The organism is Pseudomonas sp. 58(2021) (assembly GCF_017491585.1).
GTDB lineage: Bacteria > Pseudomonadota > Gammaproteobacteria > Pseudomonadales > Pseudomonadaceae > Aquipseudomonas > Aquipseudomonas fluorescens_BT.
This window is the reverse complement of sequence record NZ_JAFGYZ010000002.1, coordinates 1-24,122: the sequence shown is the minus strand read 5'-3', so window position 1 is coordinate 24,122 and position 24,122 is coordinate 1. Positions and strand designations below refer to the sequence as shown.

Annotated in this window: 22 protein-coding genes; 12 read left to right on the top strand and 10 right to left on the bottom strand. The window is 61.1% G+C overall.

Annotated elements, in window-relative coordinates; all coding sequences use genetic code 11:
- Positions 1-23: 23 nt before the first annotated feature.
- Both J5M72_RS02110 and J5M72_RS02105 read left to right on the top strand, forming a co-directional pair.
- Complete coding sequence (locus J5M72_RS02110) at positions 24-1,268, top strand: FAD/NAD(P)-binding oxidoreductase (protein WP_169430851.1); 1,245 nt, start codon at positions 24-26, stop codon at positions 1,266-1,268.
- A 9-nt stretch (positions 1,269-1,277) separates the two neighbouring features.
- Positions 1,278-2,078 (top strand): sulfite exporter TauE/SafE family protein, encoded by an 801-nt coding sequence (locus tag J5M72_RS02105; protein WP_169430850.1) that lies wholly within the window; start codon positions 1,278-1,280, stop codon positions 2,076-2,078.
- A 43-nt stretch (positions 2,079-2,121) separates the two neighbouring features.
- On the opposite strand, the gene J5M72_RS02100 is transcribed toward J5M72_RS02105, so the two are convergent.
- Positions 2,122-3,072 carry a polysaccharide deacetylase family protein gene (locus J5M72_RS02100; RefSeq protein ID WP_207863882.1) on the bottom strand — a complete coding sequence of 317 codons (951 nt, stop codon included), beginning with the start codon at positions 3,070-3,072 and terminating at the stop codon, positions 2,122-2,124.
- A 196-nt stretch (positions 3,073-3,268) separates the two neighbouring features.
- Here J5M72_RS02100 and J5M72_RS02095 point away from each other — a divergent pair, with 196 nt between their 5' ends.
- Together J5M72_RS02095 and J5M72_RS02090 are read left to right on the top strand one after the other, a co-directional pair.
- Positions 3,269-4,924 (top strand): MFS transporter, encoded by a 1,656-nt coding sequence (locus tag J5M72_RS02095; RefSeq protein WP_207863881.1) that lies wholly within the window; start codon positions 3,269-3,271, stop codon positions 4,922-4,924.
- The gene (locus tag J5M72_RS02090) at positions 4,921-6,063 is read left to right on the top strand and encodes an HlyD family secretion protein (RefSeq protein WP_207863880.1); all 1,143 of its coding nucleotides are present in this window, start codon (positions 4,921-4,923) and stop codon (positions 6,061-6,063) included. Before J5M72_RS02095 ends, J5M72_RS02090 begins: the two co-directional genes overlap by 4 nt.
- Before the next feature lie 2 nt (positions 6,064-6,065).
- Here the strand turns inward: J5M72_RS02090 and copD are convergent, their stop codons facing one another.
- Genes copD through J5M72_RS02075 form a run of 3 tightly spaced genes read right to left on the bottom strand, consistent with a single transcriptional unit; the run spans position 6,066 to position 7,771 of the window.
- Entirely contained in the window at positions 6,066-6,923 is an 858-nt protein-coding gene (copD, locus tag J5M72_RS02085) for a copper homeostasis membrane protein CopD (RefSeq protein ID WP_207863879.1), read from the bottom strand.
- Between the two features lie 3 nt (positions 6,924-6,926).
- A complete protein-coding gene (gene copC, locus J5M72_RS02080) occupies positions 6,927-7,289 on the bottom strand; it encodes a copper homeostasis periplasmic binding protein CopC (protein ID WP_207863878.1) in 363 nt (120 codons plus the stop codon).
- Between the two features lie 47 nt (positions 7,290-7,336).
- Positions 7,337-7,771, bottom strand: coding sequence for a GNAT family N-acetyltransferase (locus J5M72_RS02075; RefSeq protein ID WP_207863877.1), 435 nt, complete (start codon positions 7,769-7,771; stop codon positions 7,337-7,339).
- A gap of 147 nt (positions 7,772-7,918) precedes the next feature.
- Between J5M72_RS02075 and J5M72_RS02070 the strand changes: the two genes are divergently transcribed.
- Positions 7,919-8,539: a TetR/AcrR family transcriptional regulator gene (locus tag J5M72_RS02070; protein WP_207863875.1), complete on the top strand. Its 621-nt coding sequence runs from the start codon at positions 7,919-7,921 to the stop codon at positions 8,537-8,539.
- A 115-nt stretch (positions 8,540-8,654) separates the two neighbouring features.
- Here the strand turns inward: J5M72_RS02070 and preA are convergent, their stop codons facing one another.
- The 3 genes from preA to hydA form a co-directional block, all read right to left on the bottom strand.
- On the bottom strand, positions 8,655-9,929 hold the full coding sequence (gene preA / locus J5M72_RS02065) for an NAD-dependent dihydropyrimidine dehydrogenase subunit PreA (RefSeq protein ID WP_207863874.1): 1,275 nt from the start codon (positions 9,927-9,929) through the stop codon (positions 8,655-8,657).
- Positions 9,930-11,297, bottom strand: coding sequence for an NAD(P)-dependent oxidoreductase (locus tag J5M72_RS02060; protein ID WP_207863873.1), 1,368 nt, complete (start codon positions 11,295-11,297; stop codon positions 9,930-9,932).
- Between the two features lie 159 nt (positions 11,298-11,456).
- Positions 11,457-12,896, bottom strand: a complete 1,440-nt coding sequence (gene hydA, locus J5M72_RS02055) for a dihydropyrimidinase (protein WP_207863872.1) — start codon at positions 12,894-12,896, stop codon at positions 11,457-11,459.
- A gap of 621 nt (positions 12,897-13,517) precedes the next feature.
- Here hydA and J5M72_RS02050 point away from each other — a divergent pair.
- The 3 genes from J5M72_RS02050 to J5M72_RS02040 all read left to right on the top strand — a co-directional run bounded on the left by J5M72_RS02050 (position 13,518) and on the right by J5M72_RS02040 (position 17,289).
- Entirely contained in the window at positions 13,518-15,002 is a 1,485-nt protein-coding gene (locus J5M72_RS02050) for an NCS1 family nucleobase:cation symporter-1 (RefSeq protein WP_207863871.1), read from the top strand.
- Between the two features lie 30 nt (positions 15,003-15,032).
- On the top strand, positions 15,033-16,316 hold the full coding sequence (locus J5M72_RS02045) for a Zn-dependent hydrolase (protein ID WP_007952875.1): 1,284 nt from the start codon (positions 15,033-15,035) through the stop codon (positions 16,314-16,316).
- Between the two features lie 70 nt (positions 16,317-16,386).
- Positions 16,387-17,289: a DHH family phosphoesterase gene (locus tag J5M72_RS02040; protein WP_207864076.1), complete on the top strand. Its 903-nt coding sequence runs from the start codon at positions 16,387-16,389 to the stop codon at positions 17,287-17,289.
- A gap of 160 nt (positions 17,290-17,449) precedes the next feature.
- Here J5M72_RS02040 and J5M72_RS02035 read toward each other — a convergent pair whose 3' ends face one another.
- Positions 17,450-17,647 carry a hypothetical protein gene (locus tag J5M72_RS02035; protein ID WP_169430839.1) on the bottom strand — a complete coding sequence of 66 codons (198 nt, stop codon included), beginning with the start codon at positions 17,645-17,647 and terminating at the stop codon, positions 17,450-17,452.
- Between the two features lie 201 nt (positions 17,648-17,848).
- On the opposite strand from J5M72_RS02035, the gene J5M72_RS02030 reads away from it, so the two are divergent.
- From J5M72_RS02030 to J5M72_RS02020, 3 genes are all read left to right on the top strand, one after another.
- A complete protein-coding gene (locus tag J5M72_RS02030; RefSeq protein ID WP_207863870.1) occupies positions 17,849-19,339 on the top strand; it encodes a helix-turn-helix transcriptional regulator in 1,491 nt (496 codons plus the stop codon).
- Positions 19,340-19,529: 190 nt separating this feature from the next.
- Positions 19,530-19,772 (top strand): DUF1652 domain-containing protein, encoded by a 243-nt coding sequence (locus J5M72_RS02025; protein WP_169430837.1) that lies wholly within the window; start codon positions 19,530-19,532, stop codon positions 19,770-19,772.
- Positions 19,773-20,695: 923 nt separating this feature from the next.
- Positions 20,696-21,349, top strand: coding sequence for a TRIC cation channel family protein (locus tag J5M72_RS02020; RefSeq protein ID WP_243433176.1), 654 nt, complete (start codon positions 20,696-20,698; stop codon positions 21,347-21,349).
- 45 nt (positions 21,350-21,394) lie between these two features.
- Here J5M72_RS02020 and J5M72_RS02015 read toward each other — a convergent pair whose 3' ends face one another.
- Complete coding sequence (locus tag J5M72_RS02015) at positions 21,395-22,162, bottom strand: SDR family oxidoreductase (RefSeq protein ID WP_207863869.1); 768 nt, start codon at positions 22,160-22,162, stop codon at positions 21,395-21,397.
- Positions 22,163-22,200: 38 nt separating this feature from the next.
- The gene (locus tag J5M72_RS02010) at positions 22,201-23,268 is read right to left on the bottom strand and encodes a phosphotransferase family protein (protein ID WP_207863868.1); all 1,068 of its coding nucleotides are present in this window, start codon (positions 23,266-23,268) and stop codon (positions 22,201-22,203) included.
- A 190-nt stretch (positions 23,269-23,458) separates the two neighbouring features.
- Here J5M72_RS02010 and J5M72_RS02005 point away from each other — a divergent pair, with 190 nt between their 5' ends.
- Complete coding sequence (locus J5M72_RS02005) at positions 23,459-23,854, top strand: DUF4280 domain-containing protein (RefSeq protein ID WP_169430836.1); 396 nt, start codon at positions 23,459-23,461, stop codon at positions 23,852-23,854.
- Positions 23,855-24,122: the final 268 nt, after the last annotated feature.

Genomic DNA, 24,122 nt, shown 5'->3' with positions numbered 1-24,122 from the left:
CGTGCAGCAATAAGGAACAAGCAATGAACGATCAACACTGGGGCCCATCCATCAGTGCGGACATCGTGGTCATCGGCGGCGGCACTGCCGGCATCGGTTTTGTCGCGAGCCTGCTCAAGCGCGATCCCGGCCTGAACATCACGGTGATCGAGCCGAGTGCCCAGCATTACTACCAGCCGGCGTGGACGCTGGTCGGCGGTGGGGCCTACGATGTCAGGGACACCTCCAGACCGATGAACAGGGTGATACCGCGTCAGGCTACCTGGATTCAGGCAGCCGTGACCGGCATCGATCCCGACACACGCCAACTCACCCTCAACGATCAACGTACCGTCAGCTACCAGAACCTGATCGTCTGTCCCGGTCTGCGCCTGGCGTGGGAGAAGATCGAAGGCCTGCAGGAAAGCCTCGGCCAGCACGGCGTCACCTCCAACTACAGTTATCAGCATGCGCAATACACTTGGGATCAGGTGCAGAAACTGCGCGGCGGCAAAGCGCTGTTCACCCAGCCGGCGATGCCGATCAAATGCGCCGGCGCTCCGCAGAAGGCGCTGTACCTGTCCTGCGATCACTGGCTCAAAACAGGCGTATTGAACAAGGTCGAGGTTGAATTCAACCTGGCCGGCGCGGCGTTGTTCGGCGTGGCGACGTTCGTGCCCCCGCTGATGAAATACATCGAAAAATACAACGCCCGTCTCGCGTTCAACGCCAATCTTGTCAAGGTCGACGGGCCGGCAAAAACCGCGTGGTTCGAAGTCAAGGATGCCGATGGCAACGTCACTCAGGTAGCCAAGACCTTCGATCTGCTGCACGTCGTACCGCCACAGGTCTCCCCTGACTTCATCGCACAAAGTCCGCTGGCCGACGCCGCCGGCTGGTGTGAGGTCAACCCGCACAGCCTGCAACATCCGCGTTACCCGCAGGTGTTCGCACTCGGCGATATCTGCAACACCACCAACGCGAAGACCGCTGCCGCCGTGCGCAAGCAGGTCGTGGTGGTCGCCGAGAACCTGCTGGCCCAGCGCAAGTCTCTGGCGTTGCCGCTGAAGTATGACGGCTACGGTTCCTGCCCGCTGACGGTGGAGAAGGGCAAGGTGATCCTCGCCGAGTTCGGCTACGGCGGTAAATTGCTGCCGACCTTCCCCCTCGACCCGACCGTGCCACGACGTTCCGCGTGGTGGCTGAAGGCGTCCCTGCTGCCGTGGTTCTACTGGAACGGCATGCTCAAGGGCCGCGAGTGGCTGACCGGTGTGTCCAAAGTCGACTGAGTACTCCCTATGTTGCTGGCAAGTCTGTTTGGCGTGGTGATGGGATTGATCCTCGGACTGACCGGGGCGGGTGGCGGGATTCTCGCGGTACCGGCGCTGGTGCTCGGTCTGGGCTGGACGATGACGCAGGCAGCACCGGTGGCGCTGTTCGCCGTGGGCAGTGCGGCGGCAGTCGGGGCCATCGATGGTCTGCGCCATGGGCTGGTGCGCTACCGCGCGGCGCTGTTGATCGCTGCGCTAGGCGCCGTGTTTTCGCCACTGGGCATCTACCTCGCGCACCAGTTGCCGGAGAAGGTCCTGATGATCCTCTTCAGCCTGCTGATGGTCATGGTGGCCTGGCGCATGCTGCGTCGCGAACGCCAGCAAGAGGGTCCGAGTGATCATGGCCACGCCAGTTGGGGGCAGAAGAACTGCATGCTCAATGAACAGACCGGCCGTTTCGACTGGACCGCCAAATGCACCGCAACCCTCGCAGCGCTGGGGGCGGTGACCGGTGTGGTGTCCGGACTGCTCGGCGTCGGTGGCGGGTTCCTGATCGTGCCGGCGTTCAAGCAACTGACCGATGTGCAGATGCGCGGCATCGTCGCCACGTCGTTGATGGTCATCAGCCTGATTTCCGCCATCGGCGTGATCGGTGCATTTCATGCCGGGGTGCGGATCGATCACCTGGGCATGGCGTTCATCGTGGCCAGCATCATCGGCATGATCGTTGGCCGAAAACTCTGTGCGCGGGTGCCGGCGCGGACGTTGCAGGTGGGATTTGCCAGTGTGTGCTTGGTCGTCGCCGTGTACATGTTGCTGCGGGCCTGAGTCGTTAAAGAGAAAATCGCAGCCTTGGCTGCGATTTTTTTTATCACTGGTTGTACGCCGCCTCGGTGTTGTCGATCAGCGGGTTTTTCTCGGTCAGCACCACCTGGGCGATCTGATCCTTGCGCATGAACGTCACCTTCGGATGTGATTGCGCATAGCGGATGAAGCGCTCCATGGCCTCGACCATTGCCGGCGTGCCGCCGATGCGGTCGTGCAGACTCACCGACATCATCCGCCGCTTGCTTGCGCCTTCTGCATAGAGTCGATCGAACTCCAGCACCAGCTGCTGATAGAACTGCTCGGCGGAGAAATGCCGGCCTTCGATCAGCACGATGTCGTTGTTGCGTAGGGTGTAGGGCACCACGGCGAATTTGCGCCCGCGAACCATGGTCACGAAGGGTTCGTCGCGGCTGACGTCATCGATGTGGTAGGTGAAATTCAGGTCCTGCAGCACCTTCAGCGTGTTGGGGCTGCGGCGCAGCCAGTTGGCGTTGTAGCCCACCGAGCGTTGGCCGGTGATTTTCTCTACCGCGGCGACGCCGTCACCGATGAACTGTTTTTCCTGGGCGTAGTTCATGTTGTACGAGTCGGCCCAGCGCATGCCGTGGGCCGCCAGTTCATGGCCGCGTTCGGCAATTGCCTTGGCCAGTTCCGGGTGCTTGAGCGCCGCTTCGCCGACCACGTGGGAGGTGACCTTGATGCCGGTGCGATCCCACAGATCGAGCATGCGCCACAGACCTTCCTTGTAGCCGTAATCGAACCAGGTCTGCGCCGGCAGATCCGGGTAGCCTTTGGGCAGCGGTGTGCCGGAGAACGGACTTTCTGCGCCCTCGGGCTGGCCGCCGGTTTCGAATTGCATCGACACCGAAATCACCAGTTGCGAGCCATCCGGCCACGGGCGTTCCTGGGCGAAGGCGAGGGTGGGCAGCAACAGGGCGGCTGCCAGTAGATTTTTCAGCAGACGCGGGGAGCGTTGCCAGCGGGGCGTGGTCATAACGGGCACCTTGCAGGTTGAGAAGTGCGGCAAGGTTGGCATCCGCTACGCTTGGGAAAAATCCGCTGCGGGCGAGATGACTTTTAAACAAAATTTACGAATCCACCCCAAAGCCGTGTGAGCAAGCACCCACAGGGATATGTGTTTGGCTGCCGTTTTGCGGCAAACTCAAGCCATCACCGTACAAGGCCAAGCAATGAACCAATACACCCCGCGCAACTGGCAGCCTCACGAGAAGCCCAGTTTGCCCGGATCCCCCTCGACGCCGCTGCACTCCAACCCCAAGCGTCTGGCCTACGCGCTGGTGGGGTTGCTGGTGGCGTTGACCGGCGGGTTGGGCAATTCGCTGGTGGTCGCCAACCTGCCTTACCTGCAAGGCGCGCTCGGGGCGACCACGGCGGAGATGGCGTGGCTGCCGGCGGCGTACGTGATGACCAACGTTTCGATGAACCTGCTGCTGGTGAAGTTTCGCCAGCAGTTCGGGCTGCGGGCGTTCACCGAGGTGTTTCTGGTGCTGTATGCGCTGGTGACCTTCGGCCATTTGTTCGTCAATGACCTGAACTCGGCCATCGCCGTGCGTGCGGCCCACGGCATGGTTGGCGCGGCGCTCAGTTCGCTGGGCCTGTATTACATGGTGCAGGCGTTCCCGGCCAAGTGGCGGATGAAGGCGCTGGTGCTGGGCCTGGGCACATCGCAACTGGCCTTGCCACTGGCGCGACTGTTTTCCGAAGACTTGCTGCAGATCGCTGAATGGCGCGGCTTGTATCTGTTCGAATTGGGCATGGCGTTGCTGTCGCTGGGCTGTGTATTGATGCTCAAACTGCCGCCGGGTGACCGGTTCAAGACTTTCGAACCCCTCGACTTCCTCACCTTCGCGATTCTGGCCAGTGGCGTGGCTTTGCTGTGCGCCGTGTTGTCCCTGGGCCGGATCGACTGGTGGCTGGAGGCCGACTGGATCGGCATCGCCCTGGCCGCGTCGATTGCCCTGATTCTCGCGGGACTGGCCATCGAACATAACCGCAGCAACCCGATGCTGATGACCCGCTGGCTCGGCAGCGGAGTGATGATCCGCCTGGCACTGGCGGTGATCCTGATTCGCATGGTCACCTCGGAGCAATCCACCGGTGCCGTGGGCTTTATGCAATACCTGAACATGAGCAGCCAACAGCTTCATAGCCTGTATGTGGTGATGCTGATCGGCAGCGTTGCCGGGCTGCTGACCAGTGCGCTGACCATCGACCCGAAACACCTGCTGATGCCGCTGATCATCTCGCTGGCGTTGATGGCCACCGGTTCGATCATCGACAGTTCCTCGAACAACCTGACCCGCCCCGGCAACCTGTATTTCAGCCAGTTTCTGTTGGCGTTCGGCAGCACTTTTTTCCTCGGTCCGACCATGGTCCTCGGCACCCGCAACGTGCTGACCAATCCGCGCAATCTGGTGAGCTTTTCGGTGCTGTTCGGGATCTGCAACAACCTCGGCGGCCTGATCGGCGCGGCGTTGCTGGGGACGTTCCAGATCGTTCGCGAGAAATTTCATTCCAGCCACATCGTCGAGCAACTGGTGCTTTCCGATCCCCGCGTCGCCGCTCGTGTGCAGAGCGGCGGTTCGGCGGTCGGCTCACTGATCGCCGACCCGAGCCTGCGCAACCTGCAAGGCATTCGCAGCCTGGCCAACGCCGCCACCCGCGAGGCCAACGTACTGGCCTATAACGATGTGTTCATGCTGATCGCGGTGATCGCGATCCTGACCATGATCTGGATTTCCATCCGCGCGCTGTGGCTGATCAGCACCACAAGAGCCGTCGCCCCGACACCTTCCGTACCTTCCAGCGGTGCCACTTCTTCATGACTGAACCGACTACCACGACCACCAATGCCATTGCCGCCACCCCTGAAGGCGTGGCGCCGCCGTCATCACCGAATACCGAGCCGCGCTCGTTGCGGGTGCGGATCATCTCGTCGCTGGGCTTTGCCGGGGTCGCCATCGTCGGTGTGCTGATCGTGCTCTATGCCTGGCAGTTGCCGCCGTTCAGCAGCGCGGTGGAGACCACTGAAAACGCCCTGGTGCGCGGGCAGGTGACGATCATCGGCCCGCAGCTCAGTGGCTATGTGTTTGAAGTGCCGGTGCAGGATTTCCAGTTTGTGAAGCAAGGGGATTTGCTGGTGCGTCTCGATGACCGCATCTATCAGCAACGTCTCGATCAGTCGCTGGCGCAACTGGCGGTGCAGAAGGCTGCGCTGGCCAATGTGGTGCAGCAGCGCAACAGCGCCGAGGCGACCATCAAGTTGCGTCAGGCGGTGGTGGCCGACAGCGAGGCGCAATTGCGCAAAAGCGAGGCGGACCTGCGCCGCAACACGGCGCTGGTCAATGACGGCTCGGTGTCCAAACGCGAGATGGACGTGGCGCTGGCCGCCAACGCGCAAAGCATTGCATCGGTGGCCCAGGCCAAGGCCAATCTGGAAATCGCCCGGCAGGATCTGCAAACCGTGATCGTCAATCGTGGCTCGCTGGAGGCCGCAGTGGCCAGTGCCGAGGCCGCCGTGCAACTGGCGCGAATCGACCTGTCCAACACCCGCATCATTGCCCCGCGTGACGGTCAGCTCGGGCAGATCGGCGTGCGTCTGGGTGCCTACGTCAATTCCGGGGCGCAACTGATGGCGCTGGTGCCGGACCAGAAGTGGGTGATTGCCAACATGAAAGAAACCCAGATGGATAACGTGCGGGTCGGGCAACCGGTGAGCTTCACCGTCGATGCGCTGAACCATCGCAGATTCACCGGACACGTTCAGCACATCTCGCCCGGCACCGGTTCGGAGTTCGCGTTATTGCAGGCCGACAATGCCACCGGCAACTTCGTGAAGATTGCCCAGCGTGTGCCGGTGCGCATCACCATCGATCCGGATCAGCAGGAGAGCGAGCGTTTGCGGCCGGGGATGTCGGTGGTGGTGAGCATCGATACGGCGAAGGGTGATACTCAGAAACACTGACCTCAGACCGCAATCATTGGCGGCAGGGTGCCGAGCACGGAAACCGCCGCTACGGCACCGATCCCCAGCAGCCACTCCAGCATCACGCTGCGCTTGAGGGTATCGACGCGCTGTTCGCAATCACGGATGCGCAAGCGATTGAACAGCGCCAGCCCCAGCATCCCGAGCACCAGCAAGGCCTTGATCAACAGGATCAGGGCGAAGCCCGAGAACAATGGCGTCGGCCACCACTGGCCGGTGAGGACACGCACGTTGATCAATCCGGTGATCAGCAGGCCGGCAACCAACACATAGCCGATCCCGCTGAACCGCTGCAAGACGTAGCGCACCGTTTCGCCGGACTGGCGCAGAATCGCCACCAGCATCAACAACCCACCGAGCCAGGCGCCGACGCAGGTCAGGTGAATGACCTGATTGAGGATCAACATCTGGCCGCTGAAACCGTCGAGCATCGCCCCGTGGCCGACCGGCGCGAGGGTCATCAGCAGCAACGCGCTCAGGCCCAGCCGCAATGGCTGGCTCGAACGCCAGGGCGTAAACAGTAGCGCCAGCAACAGTGCATTGATCAGCAGGTGCCAGCGCCACACCTGGCCAAAAAACGTATGGCCCAACACCCGCTCGACAGTGTCCGGATCGAACGCCGCAGCGGCTGAACCGGCCATGCTCGCGGTGATCAGCAACGCCCAGGCAACGCCGCTGGCCAGGGCGATCGCCGCCAACCAACGAGCCAGCCGCGCCAGGTGTCGATCCAGCGCCAGCGCGTCACCCTTGAGCAGCAGGGGCCGGAACAGCCAGGCCCCGAACAGCATCAACACCACGATGAAATGCAGGAACCGGCACAGCACCAGCGCGTCATTCATGAATTACTGGCCAACCTTGAACTGATAGGCGCCTTCGCTCTTGTGCGTGTCGACCGACACCGCGTGCCATTCAACCTTGTATTCGCCAGCGGTCAACGGTGCTTCGGGGGTGACGATCAGGGTTTTCCTGTCGCCTTCGGTGGTCAGCGGCTTGATCTTCACCGGCGCCCCGTCGTGGGTCAGGATGACTTTGGTGAAGCCGGCTTCGACGCCTTCGGAAAACACCAGGCGCAAATCCGCAGGCGCGGCGACGGTGCTGTCGGCGGCCGGGGTTTCGCCTTTCAGGTGAGCATGGGCGAACGCCTGGGAAGTGACGACCAGCGAGGCCAGCAGGGCGCCGGCAGTGAGCAGTTGCTTCATCGACATGGGCAGGTTCCTTTCAGTGAAATGGCGGGCTGAGTATAGAGAGAGGATCACAGGGCTTTCAGGCGCATGTGAATGACCGGAAAAGGCCGGCCTTCGCCGTCGAGTGCCGAGCGGCCGATGTCTTCGAATCCGTAGTGCCGGTAGAAGCCGTGGGCCTGCGGATTCTGTTCATTGACGTCGACCTTCAGCAAAGGGCGGCGGACATGATCGAGCAAGCGGCGGCCGATACCTTGGCCACGCCGGGCCGGGTCGATGAACAGCATTTGCACGGTGTCGTCATCGGTGGCGATGAAACCTGCCGGGGAACGGTCGGGGTTCTCGAAGACCCAGACATCCAGTGCGGGCAGGTAGGCGTCACGCACCAGCGGGAACAACCGGTGAATGTCATCTTCCGGAAGAAAATCATGGGTGGCGCGGACCGAACGTTCCCACAGGTCGGCAAGTTGCGGGTCGTCGGCGGCGATGCGCTTGCGAATGTTCATCGACAGGATCCTTCAGCGTCTGACAGGGAGAAGGGGGGCGATCCTAAACCAGAAAAAAGCCCAAGTGTGTGAAGAATCGTTCTCGCCTGTCGCCCCTTGCCCAGAGCGGATGCTAGTCTTCAACAACGTTGTCTTCAGGGAGCCCTCATGGGCAATCACAAGATCGAAATCCGCCGCAGCAATGTCGAGAAAATCCTTCTGGCGGCGGAAAAAGTGTTCGCCGAAAAAGGCTTCGGCGGCACCGCCATGGCTGACATCGCCGCCGAAGTGCAGCTGCCGCGCTCCAACCTGCATTACTACTTTTCAACCAAGAGCGAGCTGTACAGCGCCGTGCTGTTCGACCTGCTGGAAGTGTGGAAGCAGGACGCGCTGTGCTTCGAGATGTTCGATGATCCTCGTGTGGTGCTCAGCAGCTACATCCGCGCCAAGATGAACCACTCGCGCAGCCGGCCCTACGGCTCGAAAGTTTGGGCCAACGAAATTATCCACGGCGCGCCGACGCTGGGTGAAGCGCTGGATGTGAGCCTCTATGACTGGGCGAAGATGAAGGAAGCGAAGATCCGTCACTGGGTGGAAGACAAGCGGATTTTGCCGGTGGAGCCGTCGAGTTTGTTGTACATGATCTGGGCGTCGACCCAGCACTATGCGGACTTTGATCATCAGGTGAATATTTTGAATGAGCACCAGCCGTTGTCGGACATGCAGTTCGAGCGGGCGGTGCAGACGGTGACGAGTGTGATTTTGCGGGGGATAGGTTTGGAGCCCTGAGTCTTGTGGTGGCCGGGCTGGCCTCTTCGCGAGCAGGCTCGCTCCCACAGGGAAATGCATTCCAAAGGTGGGAGCGAGCCTGCTCGCGAAAGCGTCGGCTCAGACGCCGCTGTCCTCAAGGGCTGACATGGTAGGGATTGCGCGGATCATGATTCCAGTCCAGGAACGGCTTCCCTGTCTCCATCGGCACCATCTCGATGCAATCCGCCACCGGGCAGGTGATCTGGCACAGATTGCACCCCACGCAATCATCATCGATCACTTCATATTTGTGCGTGCCATCGGCCTGTTTCAGGCTGCTGATCGCCTGGTGTGAGGTGTCCTCGCAAGCAATGTGGCAACGCCCGCATCCGATACACGCTTGCTGATCGATCTTCGCGATCACCTGATAGTTGATGTCCAGGTACTTCCAGTCCGTGGTGTTGCCCACCGCACGCCCGGAGAACTCGGCGATGCTGGCGTAACCCTGACTGTCCATCCAGCGGGACAAACCATCCTTCATCTCATCGACAATCCGGAAACCATGCAGCATCGCCGCCGTGCACACCTGCACCGCGCCGCTGCCCAACGCGATGAACTCCGCTGCATCGCGCCAACTGCCAATGCCGCCAATGCCGCAGATCGGCAGGCCCTGGGTCTGCGGATCACGGGCGATTTCCGCGACCATGTTCAGTGCAATCGGCTTGACCGCCGAGCCGCAATAACCGCCGTGGGTGCTTTTGCTGCCGACGGTGGGCAGGGCGACCATGTGTTCGAGGTCGACACTGGTGATCGAGTTGATGGTGTTGATCAGCGACACCGCATCGGCGCCGCCCCGATGTGCGGCGCGGGCGGCGACGCGGATGTCGGTGATGTTCGGGGTGAGTTTGACAATCACCGGCAGCGAGCAGTAAGTCTTGCACCAGCGCGTGACCTGCTCGACGTACTCCGGCACCTGACCGACCGCCGCGCCCATGCCGCGCTCCGGCATGCCGTGGGGGCAGCCGAAATTCAGCTCGATGCCGTCGGCACCGGTGGCTTCCACCAGCGGCAGGATGTGTTTCCACGACTCCTCGACGCACGGCACCATCAGCGACACGATCAGCGCGCGGTCAGGCCAGTCCTTCTTCACCTGAGTGATTTCCCGCAGGTTGATTTCCAGCGAGCGGTCGGTGATCAGTTCGATGTTGTTGATGCCCAGCACTTCGCGGTTGGCGCCGTAATGCGCCGAATAACGCGACGACACGTTGACCGCCGCCGGATCCTCACCCAGGGTTTTCCAGACCACACCGCCCCATCCGGCCTCGAAGGCGCGCACCACGTTGTAGGCCTTGTCGGTCGGCGGCGCGGAGGCCAGCCAGAACGGGTTGGGGGCTTTGATACCGGCGAAGACAATCGAGAGATCGGCCATTTACGCAGCCTCCACGTTGAGCATCAGTTGAGCGTTGATCGCCTCGGCGGCGCGCTTGCCGTGTTGCACCGCTTGCACGGTCAGGTCCTGATCGACGCTGGTGCAGTCGCCGCCGGCATACACGCCGGGGATGCTGGTGCGCAGGTTTTCATCGACCTGGATGCGTTCGCCCTGACGCTTGAGTTCGCGGGCCAGCGGGTCGGCGAGGGCGCTGCCGTCGAAGGCCTGGCCGATGGCCTTGAAGATCGCATTGGCGGCCAGTTCGAAGGTCTCGCCAGTGGTTTGCAGACGACCTTCCACCAGATGGGTACGGGCGAAGCGCATGCCGCGCACCTTGCCCTGAGCGTCGAGCAGGACTTCGTCCGGTTGCGCCCAGGTCAGCAACCGCACCTGATTGGCCTTGGCGATGTCCTGTTCATGGCCGGTGGCGCCCATGTCCGCCGCGCCACGGCGATAGACCAGGTTGACGTCGCGGGCGCCGAGGCGGGCCATTTGCACGGCCATGTCGATGGCGGTGTTGCCAGCGCCGAGGACGATGCAGTGTTCGGCCAGCGGCAGTTGCGACAGGTCATCGGCCTGGCGCAGTTCGCGGATGTAGTCGGTGGCGGCGAGCAGGCCGGGGGCGTCTTCGTGAGCCAGACCCAGTTGTTTGCTCGCATTGAGGCCGAGACCGAGGAACACCGCGTCGAACTGTTGATGCAATTCGCTGAGGGTCAGGTTCTCACCGAGTTTCTGTCCGTGACGGATTTCGATGCCGCCGATTTGCAGGAGGAAATCCAGTTCCTTCTGCGCGTAGTCGTCCACCAGTTTGTATTTGGCGATCCCGTATTCGTTGAGCCCGCCAGCCTTCTCCCTCGCTTCGAAAATCACCACGTCATGCCCGTGCATGGCGCTGCGATGGGCACAGGACAGACCCGCCGGGCCGGCACCGACCACGGCGATGCGTTTGCCGGTGGCGGCGGCACGCTGGAACGGATGTTCAGTGAAGTTCGCGTTGTCCACGGCGTAGCGTTGCAGCAGGCCGATCAGCACCGGTGCGCATTCATTGGCGTTGTTGCGCACGCAGGCTTGCTGGCAGAGGATCTCGGTCGGACAGACCCGGGCGCAACTGCCGCCGAGGATGTTCGCCGAGAGGATTTTCTGCGCTGCACCGGGGACGTTGTCCTGATGGATATTGCGGATGAAGGACGGAATGTCGATCTCGCTCGGGCACGCATTCACGCAAGGTGCGTCGTAGCAATACAGGCAGCGCGAGGCTTCCAGGTGCGCCTGACGGTCGTTGAGCGGCGGCGCCAGATCGGTGAAATGGCCGGCGAGGGCGGCCGCACTTTCGTGCGGGTGCGGGAGATGGTTCAGGGTCTCGATCACGGTTTTTTGCCTCACGGTTATTTGAGGTTTTCTGCCTCTGTCGGGCAGTGGTTTTTTGTGTTGTCTGTGCGGCCCCCTTCGCGAGCAAGCCCGCTCCCACAGGAGTACGCATTTCAAATGTGGGAGCGGGCTTGCTCGCGAAGGCCGAAGGCCTGAATTTCAGCGTTTAACCGCAACTGGCTTATGCAACTCAGCCCGCTTGCTCAGCAAATCAAACACCGCCGGATACGCCGGCCGTTCGATATACCGGCCCGCCCCACGCTCGGCGCGCAGGTCGCCGTCGGCCCAGACCACTCGGCCCTGGCTGACGGTATGGCTCGGTACGCCGGTCACGGTCTTGCCTTCGAAGATGTTGAAGTCCACCTGCTGATGGTGGGTCTTGGCGGAGATGGTGCGGGTGCCTTGCGGGTCCCACAGCACCAGGTCGGCATCGGCGCCGACGCGGATCGCGCCCTTGCGCGGGTAGAGATTGAAGATCTTCGCGGTGTGGGTGGAGGTGAGGGCGACGAAGTCCTGCATCGACAACCGTCCGGTGTTCACACCTTCATCCCACAACACCGCCATGCGGTCTTCGATGCCGGCGGTGCCGTTGGGGATCTTGCTGAAATCGTCTCGCCCGGCCGCTTTCTGCTCGGCGCAGAAGCAGCAGTGGTCGGTGGCGGTGGTGTGCAGATTGCCGCTCTGCAAGCCATGCCACAGCGCCTCCTGATGCCCGCGCGGACGGAACGGCGGGCTCATCACGTAACCGGCAGCGGTTTGCCAGTCCGGGTGCTGGTAGACGCTGTCGTCCAGCAGCAGATGCCCGGCCAGCACTTCGCCGTAGACCGGTTGGCCCTTGCTGCGGGCGTAGGTGATTTCGTCGAGGGCTTCCTTGGTCGAAACGTGTACCAGGTACAGCGGCGTGCCGATGGTTTCAGCGATACGGATCGCCCGGCTCGCGGCTTCGCCTTCAACCTGCGAGGGCCGCGACAGCGGATGCGCTTCCGGACCGGTGATGCCCTGGGCCATCAACTTGCGTTGCAGGTGATAGACCAGCTCGCCGTTTTCCGCGTGCACGGTCGGCACCGCGCCAAGTTCCAGGCAGCGTTCGAAACTCGCCACCAGCGTGTCGTCGGCAGCCATGATGGCGTTCTTGTAGGCCATGAAATGCTTGAAGCTGTTGATCCCGTGATGACTGACCAGCTCGGCCATTTCCTCACGCACCTGCTCGCTCCACCAGGTGATCGCGACGTGGAAGCCGTAGTCGGAAGCGGATTTTTCCGCCCAGCCACGCCACTGGTGAAAGGCTTCAAGCAGCGATTGCTGCGGATTGGGAATCACGAAATCGATGATCGAGGTGGTGCCGCCGGCCAGACCTGCGGCGGTACCACTGTAGAAGTCTTCGCTGGCCACGGTGCCCATGAACGGCAGTTGCATGTGGGTGTGCGGATCGATGCCGCCGGGCATCAGGTACTGGCCGCTGCCGTCGAGCACTTCGGCACCGGCGGGAATATCGAGGTTTTCACCAATGGCTTTGATCACGCCGTCAGCGCAATAGACATCGGCGCGGTAACTTTCATCATGGGTAACAACGGTGGAGCCACGGATCAACAGAGACATTCCGAGTTCCTCGCAGGCATGACCGACTTGTGCCGGTTCTAGTGTTTTATTGTTTGCAGCGCCGAATGCGTAATCTTGTCAGTGCTGTCAGGAATAGACGCTAGTCGCAGTTCTGCAATTGATCAAGATTATTTTTTATAAGCTTATGATTGTTTTAAGTATTTGAAAGATAACGATAAAAATACAAAATCACCAAAATGGTGAGGCACTTCACCATTTTGACGCACTTGACAGGTTGGAAATATGAGCAAGATTTCCTATGTGAAATCAGCCGCTTGAAGTTGAGCTGAGGCTGATCGCCCACGATGAAAAAAAGTGCAGTGCACCAGATTGAGTCCTGACAGTTCGGACAACTTGCCTGGCAGTTAGCCTGAGTGTTCAGTCAAGTATCCGCGGGCTTGAAAGGTGAATAATTAAAACTGATAGACATCAGTCAGTTACAAGAAGTCAAACGCACGGCCCGATGCGAAAGCGGGGCACCCGGCACGTTTATTGATGCCGCCGCTGACACCGTGGCCGGTGCATGAAAGTTGTCAGTTCCTCCGGCCATCGTCCGGCTCGCACCTGCGTGTGCAGCCGCCTGATGAGCAAAAAAATAATCAGAAGAACAGTGGAGCGGCCATGCAACAGAACAGATCGCAAGTGACCGAGCGCGACGGCTTGTTCGAACTCGAAGCCGGCAGCGACGTCCTCGACAGTCCCCGTTACAACCACGACATGGCACCGACCAAGGTGCGCGAACGAACCTGGAACAAGTGGCACATCACCGCGCTGTGGGTCGGCATGTCGATCTGCGTGCCGACCTACACCCTCGGCGGCGTCCTCACCGCGTATTTCGGCCTGAGCGTCGGCGAAGCCTTGCTGGCGATTCTGTTTGCCAACGTCATCGTCCTGATTCCTCTCACGCTCAACGCGTTTCCCGGCACCAAGTACGGGATTCCGTTTCCAGTGTTGCTGCGCTCGTCGTTCGGGATTCTCGGCTCCAACGTGCCGTGCCTGATCCGCGCGCTGGTGGCGTGCGGCTGGTTCGGCATCCAGACCATGTTCGGCGGGCTGGCGATTCACCTGTTTCTCGGCTCGGTGTTCGAGGGCTGGAAATCTCTTGGCGGGACGGGGGAGGTGATCGGTTTCATGATCTTCTGGGCGCTGAACCTGTGGGTGGTGATCCGCGGCGCCGAGTCGATCAAATGGCTGGAAACCCTGTCGGCGCCGCTGCTGGTGGCGGTCGGCATCGGGCTGCTGGTGTGGGCCATGCCGAATGTGTCGATGACTGAATTGCTGGCGATCCCGCCGAAGCGTCCCGAAGGCGCGAGCGTGGTCAGTTACTTCGCCGCCGGGCTGACGGCGATGGTCGGTTTCTGGGCCACTCTGTCGCTGAACATTCCCGATTTCAGCCGCTATGCCCGCAGCCAGAAGGATCAGATCCTCGGGCAGATTTTCGGCCTGCCGCTGACCATGTTCCTGTTTGCCGCGCTGGGCGTGGTGATGACCGCCGCGTCGGTGAAACTGGTGGGTGTCAGCGTTTCCGATCCGGTCACTTTGATCGGCCACATCCAGAGCCCGGTATGGGTCGCGGTGGCCATGGCGCTGATCATCATCGCCACGCTGTCGACCAACACCGCCGCCAACATCGTTTCGCCGACCAACGACTTCCAGAACATCGCGCCCAAGGTCATCAACCGTACCAAGGCAGTGATCCTCACTGGATTTGTCGGCTTGGCCTTGATGGGTCATGAGCTGCTGAAAAAACTCGGCTGGATCGTCTCCGACCTCAGTCTGGAAACCGTGTATTCGAACTGGCTGCTGGGCTATTCCAGCCTGCTCGGGCCGATCGCCGGGATCATGGTGGTGGACTATTTCCTGATCAAGAAACAGCAACTGGACCTGGCCGGCCTGTACCGCGACGACGTCTACCCGGCGTGGAACCGGGCCGGATTCATCGCGTTCGGCGTGCCGGTGGTGCTGACCCTGCTGTCGCTGGGCAGCAGCGCATTCAGTTGGTTCTACAGCTACGGCTGGTTCACCGGTTCGGCACTGGGCGGGTTGATCTATTACGGGTTGTGCGCGATGCGTGCGACGCCGGTGGCCGTCAAATCGCCGTTGTAATTCCCATAAGAACTGCCTGAGGAGATCCCCATGAACGCAGCCGTAGACGTTCTGCAATCGACCCATCAGCACATCAACCGCGACCGCTTGTGGGCGTCGCTCATGGAGCTGGCCAAGCTCGGCGCCACCGTCAAGGGCGGGGTCTGTCGCCTGGCCCTGACCGACCTCGACCGCCAGGCCCGCGACCTGTTCGTGCAGTGGTGCAAGGACGCCGGTTGCAGCGTCACGGTCGATGAAGTCGGCAACATCTTCGCCCGCCGCCCCGGTCGCAACCCGAACCTGCCACCGGTGATGACCGGCAGCCACATCGACACCCAGCCCACCGGCGGCAAGTTCGATGGCTGCTTCGGCGTGCTCGCCGGCGTTGAAGTGCTGCGCACCCTCAACGACCTTGGCGTGGAAACCGAGGCGCCGCTGGAAGTGGTGGTCTGGACCAACGAAGAAGGCTCGCGCTTCGCCCCGTGCATGATGGGTTCCGGCGTGTTCGCGGAAAAATTCACCCTCGAAGAAACCCTGGCCAAGGTCGATGCCGACGGCGTAACGGTCGGCGAAGCACTGAACGCCATCGGCTACGCCGGGCCGCGCAAAGTCAGTGGCCACAAAGTTGGCGCCTACTTTGAAGCACACATTGAGCAAGGCCCGATCCTTGAGGACGAACAGAAAACCATCGGCGTGGTGCTCGGCGCACTGGGGCAGAAGTGGTTCGACCTGAAACTGCGCGGCGTCGAAGCCCACGCCGGGCCGACCCCGATGCACCTGCGCAAGGACGCCCTGGTCGGCGCCTCGGTGATTGTCGGTGCAGTCAATCGTGCAGCGCTCGGTCATCAACCCCACGCCTGCGGCACGGTCGGTTGCCTGCAAGCCTATCCCGGTTCGCGCAACGTCATTCCTGGCGAAGTGCGCATGACCCTCGACTTCCGGCACCTGGAACCGGCGCGCCTCGACTCGATGATCGCCGAGGTCAAGCAAGTCATCGAAGCGACCTGCGAAGAACACGGCCTGACCTACGAGTTGACCCCGACCGCCGACTTCCCGCCGCTTTACTTCGAAAAGGGCTGCGTCGAAGCCGTGCGCGGCGCCGCCAAGGGGCTGGGCCTGTCGCACATGGACATCGTCAGCGGCGCCGGCCACGACGCGATTTTCCTCGCCGAACTGGGCCCGGCCGGGATGATCTTCGTGCCGTGCGAAGGCGGCATCAGCCACAACGAAATCGAAAACGCCGCGCCGGACGATCTGGCGGCCGGGTGTGCGGTGTTGCTTCGCGCGATGCTGGCAGCTTCGGCGGCGGTGGCGGGAGGACAGCGGGCCGCCTGACTTCAAACTGTCATCTGTTCGTGCGACGTTGCCGCCCTGAAAAGGAAGTCAGGGACGCGCAATGTCGCCCATCAAAGTCATCACCTCAGGCTCGGCGTATCTGGACATCGATGCCTACGCCTGCTGCATCGCCTACGCCGAATTGCTCAACCTGCAAGGCATTCCCGCCCGCGCCGTCAGCAGTGCGAAACCCAACGCCAGCGTTTCGAAAACCGTGCTCGGCTGGGGCGCTGTTCTAGACGATTACCGCCCGACATCCAGCGATGAATTCGTGCTGGTCGATGTCTCCGATTACCACCACTTCGATCCGTTGGTCGCACTCGAACGAGTGGTAGAAGTCATCGACCATCATCCGGGCTTCGAAGGATACTGGGCGCGGACACTCGGAGCTGCCGCCGACATTCGCCCGATCGGCGCGGCGGCGACGCAGGTTTTCCAGTGCTGGAAAGCCGCAGGATCGCTGTCGAGTATCAGCAAACAAAGCGCCGCGCTGCTGGCCACGGCGATTCTGGACAACACACTGAATTTCACCGGGCAGATGACCACGGTGGCGGATATCGATGCCTACGCCGAGCTCGTGCCCCACGGGAAACTCACAGCGGACTGGCCCGAGCAATATTTCCTTGAATGCCAGACCGCTATCGAATCAGACATCTGCGCCGCATTGGCCGCAGACTTGAAACGGATGAAACCCGACAGCCTCCTGCCGCAGGTCTTCGCTCAAATGACGGTATGGGATGCCAACGCTTTGCTCGAAAGGCATCGTTCGACGATCAACGAATGGATGGCCGGGCAGGGCGATGACTGGCTGTTGAACCTCATCAGCATCCGCGACCGAAAAAGCTGTCTGCTGGCCAAAACCCTGGTCTCCCAAAAGAAGCTGAGCCATTTGTTGTCACTCGACTGGCACGCTGAAATAGCCGTTCTAGAGCCTTCAATGCTGCGCAAGGAACTGCTGAAGCTTTCTTTATAGTCAGCGCGGGAGGGTTATAAAGCGGGGGCGGGTGAACCGGATCTTCATCATGCGTAACCCTGACAAGCTGGCAGGGTTGCAGGCTTCGGCCAATATCCTGTAGCCGGGCACCTGCGGGAGCGAGCCGCTCCCACAGTTTTTTGTACCGGCCGGGGAGGTGTTATTCCTTGATCGCCGAACCCTTGCGACGGTTACTGCCGTTCGGGTTGCCAACGTCCAGCAATCGTCTTTCCACCAGCACATTCTCGAGCGCCTGACGTTCGGCCGGCGCCATCTCGTGCTCGCGCTTTTTCAGCTCCAGCAGGATGGGGCTGGACCAGGTGCGATAGGTCTGTTCGATGAGGCGGCGGGATGTCATCAGTCTCTCCTTGATCAAGAGCCCGGTGTGGCTGGCAGGGGCTCAATCCGATGAGGTAATAACGTTAGTCGAGAAACCGTCGGCGCGCGAATGCCCGCGCACCCTTGCGGATCACAGAGATTGCGGCGTGTCCGAGATTGTCGGCACGATCACAACGGCCTGCGGTCGTAAACTTCACATGCGCGAACTTGTGGAGAACCAATGAGCCGGGACGTCCTGACCACCGAAACCAACCGCCGTCAGTTGCAGCAAATCATTGCCGGCCTGTCCGACGGGGTGATTCTGCTGGAACTCGACCAGACGATTCTCTGGGCCAACGAAGCCGCGTTGGCGATGCATGGCGTCAGCCGGATCGGCGAGCTGGGCAACAACGCCGGGGAATACGTCGAGCGCTTCAACCTGCGGTATCGCAACAACCACACGCTGACACCGGAGCAGTACCCGATCAGCCGCGTGGCGACCGGTGAAACGTTCAGCGATGTGCTGGTGGAAGTTTCTCCGCGCAGCGATGAAGAACGCACCTGGATGCACAGCGTGCGCAGCATGGTCTTGACCGATCGCGATGGCGATATCGAGTCGCTGGTGCTGATCATGAGCGACGTCACCGATTGGGCCAATGCCGAACAGCGCTTCGAAAAAACCTTCAACGCCAACCCCGCACCGGCGGTGATCTGCCGCCTCAGCGACCTGCGTTACATCAAGGTCAATCCGGGGTTTCTGGAGATGACTGGTTACACCCGCGATCAGGTGATCGGCGCCTCGACCTATGAGCTGGATATTCTCGAACAGGCCGAGCGCAAGGACCTGGCGATCCAGCGCCTGCGCGATGTCGCGACCATTCCGCAGATGCAGGCTGAATTGCGTCTGCCGGACGGCGGCAGCAAACAGGTGATCGTCGCGGGACAGCCGCTGGTGCTCAACGACGAGGATTGCATGCTGTTTTCGTTTGTCGACATGGAGCTGCGTCATAAGGCCGAAGTCGCCTTGCGTCAGAGTGAGGAACGGTTTGCCAAGGCCTTTCGCCTGACGCCGGTGCCGATCCTGATTTGCAGCGCCGACGAGCAGCGGCTGATCGACGTCAATCAGGCCTTTCTCGATACCCTGGCTTACGAAAGCGACGAGGTTCTTGGCAAGACAGTCGCGCAACTGGACTTCATCGATGAACCGGCGGAACGCGCCCGGTTGCTGGCGGCGCTGGAGAAGACCGGCCGGGTCGATCGCGTCGATATGCGGATCCGCAGGAAAGACGCCGAGCTGCTGGAGTGCGCGGTGTCCGCCGACACCGTCAGCATTCAGGACACGGTGTGCTATCTGCTGGTGCTGATGGACATCACCGAACGCAAGCGCACCGAGCTTGAGCTGGTGGCGGCGATTGAAGAGGTGATGAAGGATGCGTCGTGGTTCAGCCGGACGCTGATCGAAAAACTGGCCAATGTGAAGAAGATCAACTCGCCGCAACTGCCTAGCGTTTCGTTCACTGATCTCACGGCCCGCGAACGCGATGTGCTGGGGCTGATCTGTGAGGGGCTGGCGGACAAGGAGATTGCTGCGCGGTTGAAGCTGGCGCCGAACACGGTGCGCAACCATGTGGCGACGGTGTATTCGAAGCTGGATGTGCACAGTCGCAGCGAGGCGATTGTCTGGGCTCGCGAGCGCGGGTTGTTCTCAAGCAGTAGCAGGGGACAGCGATAAGGTGCAAATGCACTAGTTCATGGGGTGCAAATTCGGGTGTCTGACAAGGCGGGCTGTTCTTAGTCTGTTGGGGTGCGATGCGGGTTTTGTTCGTGATCGTGTCCCTTCCGTCGTTGTTAATGGATCTGACCATGAATGTGTTGTTTGTTATTGAACCTGGCGTGATGCGTCGATTGTCGGAGCTGGCGCGATGATTTATCTGGCGCGGTTGCGGGCTCGGCTTGAGTGTAGTTTTTCGCCGTTGGCTTGTGAGTGTGTGGTGGATGGGGATCATTCGCTGACGGTGAAGCTGTATCACCCGGCTTCCGGGGAGGTTGATCTGGTGATTAGCGGGTTGAGTCTGGGGGCCTTGCGTACCGATGAGGCGGTGGATGCCTTGATTGATGAATTGCGGTATGAGCTTGAGAGCAATTCTTTGCGCTCGCCCAGTTGAGCTTGGCGGCCTTTGGGCCGACCATGCTGTTTTTGGGTTTGGGTGTGTATCCGTTTCTTCGGGTGTTGCGGCTGGCGGTTCCGCTCTTACAGCGGGTCACTTTTGACAAACGCCCGGAATGCCGGCCCAGCCAAAAGTAACCAAAAAGTCTTTACCCTGACGTACGGCCCTCGCTGTGGCTCGGGTTCCTTCGCTCCGGGATTGATCCGGGGGCATCGCCTACGGTTTGCTTCGCTGCACCTCCTCTCGATGTGTTTGGCTTCGCCAAACGGTCGCTGCGCTCCCACCCCCGGATCAATCCCTCCACTCAGCCTGCCGACGGGCCCTGCGATCAAAAGCGGTACTCGAGCTAACGCTCATCGTGTTGAGTGGTGGAAGCAAAGGCAAAGGCAGGTGCGGGATGTTTGCTTTTTAAGACCCGGGTTCACCTCGGTATGTCACGTCGGTGTACCTTTCCCAAACAACACGGTCAGTCCCCTCTCCCTCCGGGAGAGGGTTAGGGTGAGGGTTGGTTATAAAGGTTGTCCAAAATCTTTCGGCCTCCACGATCCACTCAGCAAACCCACCCCAAAATCGACAGCCAATTCCCCCCAATCCCACCATTTCACTGGCACTCACCCCCCACTGGTCTATAAGGAATGAGTGGTTCGGTTTCCATAACCGGGCGTTGTCCTGCTCGGCGACGGGAGTTTTCTTCCATTCATCGCGGGTCATCCTATGAACAATCCTGGGAAACGCGTGTGTTTTTCGTTGTTGTCGGCGTTCGGTCTGGTGCTGCTCAGTGGTTGTGCCAGTCCTCCACCCCCTCCGCCGGCCGCGCCGCCTCCGCCACCTGAGCGGACTTGTCAGGTCATGGAAAATACCGAGGTCGCCGGTGATGCCTATGCCGACGGGCAAGTGACTCGACACATCACCAAGACCCGTTGCGTCACTCAATAACCCGGGCGCCGTTGCAGGCGCGGGTCGAGTGGATTGTGCTGGTGGCCGACCTGGTCGGTACGGCGGTGTTTGCGGTTGAAGGCGCGATTGCGGCGATGCGCAGTCAGCTCGATCTGCTCGGGGTGATGGTGATTGCCTTCATCGTCGCACTCGGTGGCGGGGTGACGCGTGATCTGTTGATCGGTGCTACGCCGCCCAAGGCAGTGGCTGACTGGCGTTACCCGGCGCTGGCGTTTGCCATGGGCGGGGTGGCGTTTGTTTTTCATGAGCAGGTGCTGGGCTGGTCCGGTTCGACCCTGATCGTGCTGGACGCGGCGGGGTTGGCGCTGTTTGCCGTGGCCGGGGCGCAGAAGGCGTTGAATTTCGGGATCTCGCCGTTTGTGTCCATGCTGATGGGCACGATTACCGGTGTCGGTGGCGGGGTGCTGCGGGACATTGTGCTGGCGCGGGTGCCGGTGGTGTTGCAGGCGGATTTGTATGCCAGCTCGGCGTTTGTCGGCGCGGCGGTATTGATCGTCGGGCGCAGGCTGGGTGTGCCGCCGGTGGCGGCTGCGTTGCTGGCGGGGGCGGCGTGTCTGTTGTTGCGGTTGTTGTCGGTGCATTTCGGCTGGCAGTTGCCGAAGGTTCTGGAGGCATGAAAAAGGCAGCCCTTGGGCTGCCTTTTCTTTTGCATCAGCGGCGGATCAGGACAGGAAACCGCCGTCCACGTTCAGCGATACGCCGGTGGTGTAGCTCGAGGCGTCGCTCGCCAGGTACAGCACGGCGCCGGCCATTTCGCTTGGGTCGGCTACGCGTTTGAGCGGGATCTGCGTCAGGGCCTGTTTCAGGATCGCGTCGTTCTTCACCAGCGCGGAGGCGAATTTGGTGTCGGTCAGGCCCGGCAGCAGGGCGTTGCAGCGGATGCCGAATTGCGCGCATTCCTTGGCGAAGACTTTGGTCATGTTGATCACGGCGGCCTTGGTCACCGAGTAGATGCCCTGGAAGATCCCCGGGGAAATGCCGTTGATCGACGCCACGTTGATGATGCTGCCGCCGCCGTTTTCGCGCATCAGCTTGCCGGCTTCCACCGACATGAAGAAGTAGCCACGGATGTTCACGTCGACGGTTTTCTGGAAGGCGCCGAGGTCGGTGTCCAGCACGTTGCAGAACTGCGGGTTGGTCGCGGCGTTGTTGACCAGGATGTCCAGGCGCCCGAACTGTTCCTTGATCCCGGTGAAGACCTGGCTGATCTGTTCCATTTCGCCGATGTGGCAGGCGACCGCTGTGGCTTTGCCGCCAGCGGCGATGATGGCATCGGCTACGTGCTGGCAGCCTTCGAGTTTGCGGCTCGAAACGATGACGTGGGCGCCTTGCTGGGCCAGCAGTTTGGCGATGGCTTCACCGATGCCGCGGCTGGCGCCGGAGACGAAAGCGATCTTGCCGTCGAGGTCGAACAACTGAGTCTTGGACATGGGATTCCCTTGTAGTGAACCTTGTTATAACGCCGTCATCAGAGGCTGGATTGGGCAATGACCTGCAGGCTCATGTGCTCCAGCAGTTTGTTCATGTGAATGAACTGCGCGAAGCGTTTGTCCTGGGTCTGGCCATGGAAGAAGCGGTAGTAGATCTGCTGCACGATGCCGGCCAGACGGAACAGGCCGTAGGTGTAGTAGAAGTCGAAATTGTCGATCTGGATGCCCGAGCGCTCGGCGTAGTAGTCGACGAATTCACGGCGGGTCAGCATGCCCGGGGCGTGGCTCGGCTGGCGGCGCATCAGTTGCACCGGTGCCGGGTCGTCGGCCTGGATCCAGTAGGCGAGGGTGTTGCCCAGGTCCATCAGCGGATCGCCGAGGGTGGTCAATTCCCAGTCGAGCACGCCGATGATCTGCATCGGGTTGTTCGGGTCGAGGATGACGTTGTCGAAGCGGTAGTCGTTGTGCACGATGCTGGAGGTCGGGTGGTCGGCCGGCATCTTGTCGTTGAGCCAGGCCTTGACCTTTTCCCAGTGCGGAGCGTCCGGGGTCAGGGCTTTCTCGTAGCGTTCGCTCCAGCCTTTGATCTGGCGCGCGACGTAGCCTTCAGGCTTGCCCAGATCACCGAGGCCGCAGGCGTTGTAATCGACCCGGTGCAGTTCGACGAAACGGTCGATGAAGCTCTTGCACAGCGCCTCGGTTTTCGCCGAATCCAGGCCCAGTTCCGGCGGCAGATCCGAGCGCAGGATGATGCCCTTGACCCGTTCCATCACATAAAACTCGGCACCGATCACCGATTCGTCGGTGCAGTGCACGTAGGCCTTCGGGCAATACGGGAAACCGTCGCGCAACTGGTTGAGGATGCGGAATTCACGCCCCATGTCGTGGGCGGACTTGGCCTTGTGGCCGAACGGCGGCCGGCGCAGGACGAATTCCTGGTCCGGGTATTCCAGCAGGTAGGTCAGGTTCGACGCGCCGCCGGGAAACTGGCTGATCTGCGGCGTGCCGGTCAGGCCCGGAATGTGCGCCTTGAGGTAAGGATCGATCAGACTGGCATCGAGTTCTTCGCCAGAGCGGATACGGGTGGACTGGTCAGTAAGCGCCATGCTTATCCCTTCTGCTTATTTTGGAGGCCAGACATCATTGGCTAATCTAATGGCGCGCTCGGGTGGTCACAAGCGCGGCTCGGTCTTATAGGTTAGCGTGTTGGACGATAATCACCTTTGGGAATGTGCGCGGCGGGCCGCAGGCGACTAAGGTTTAGCGCGTATGCCTTGTTCACACAGGAGCTTTGAAATGGGCTGCCCGCAAGTCTGTGCCAGCGCTACCCTGCAATGCAGTTTCGGCGCCGCGCCGGCGGTGCTCAACGTGCTGCCGGTCAACCGCACGCTGACCGGCGGGATGCCGGCGGCGAACATCATGGATCACATTCCGCTGGTCAACGTCACCCCGTTCGGCATGTGCATGAGCATGGCCAATCCGATGGTCGCCGCTGCCACGGCTGCGGCGCTGGGCGTACTGACACCGATGCCGTGCATTCCCGCCACCGCCACGCCGTGGATCCCGGGCGGCGCACCGACCCTGCTGCTGGGCGGGATGCCGGCGATCGATGCCAACAGTACGTTGATGTGCAACTGGGCGGGGGTGATCAAGATCGTGATGCCGGGGCAGATGCAGATGTTGATTCCCTGAGCTTCTTTGCTTGTCGTTAAATCCATGGCCCTCACCCCAGCCCTCTCCCTGTATGTACCGGAGACATGGTGAACACATGTTCGGAGACATGGTGGACGGTTTTTAGATCCTCTTACCTGCCGTAACAATCTGCAAGTTCAAGTCGATTCGGGCGATACGATGTCTACTCCAGTAGACATCGTGGATGCCATCCTCCGCTGTTTCCCTGATCGCTATCGACAGCCCGTGAAATGCTTTTCCGATTGAGTATTCACGGTTCCTCCAGTAA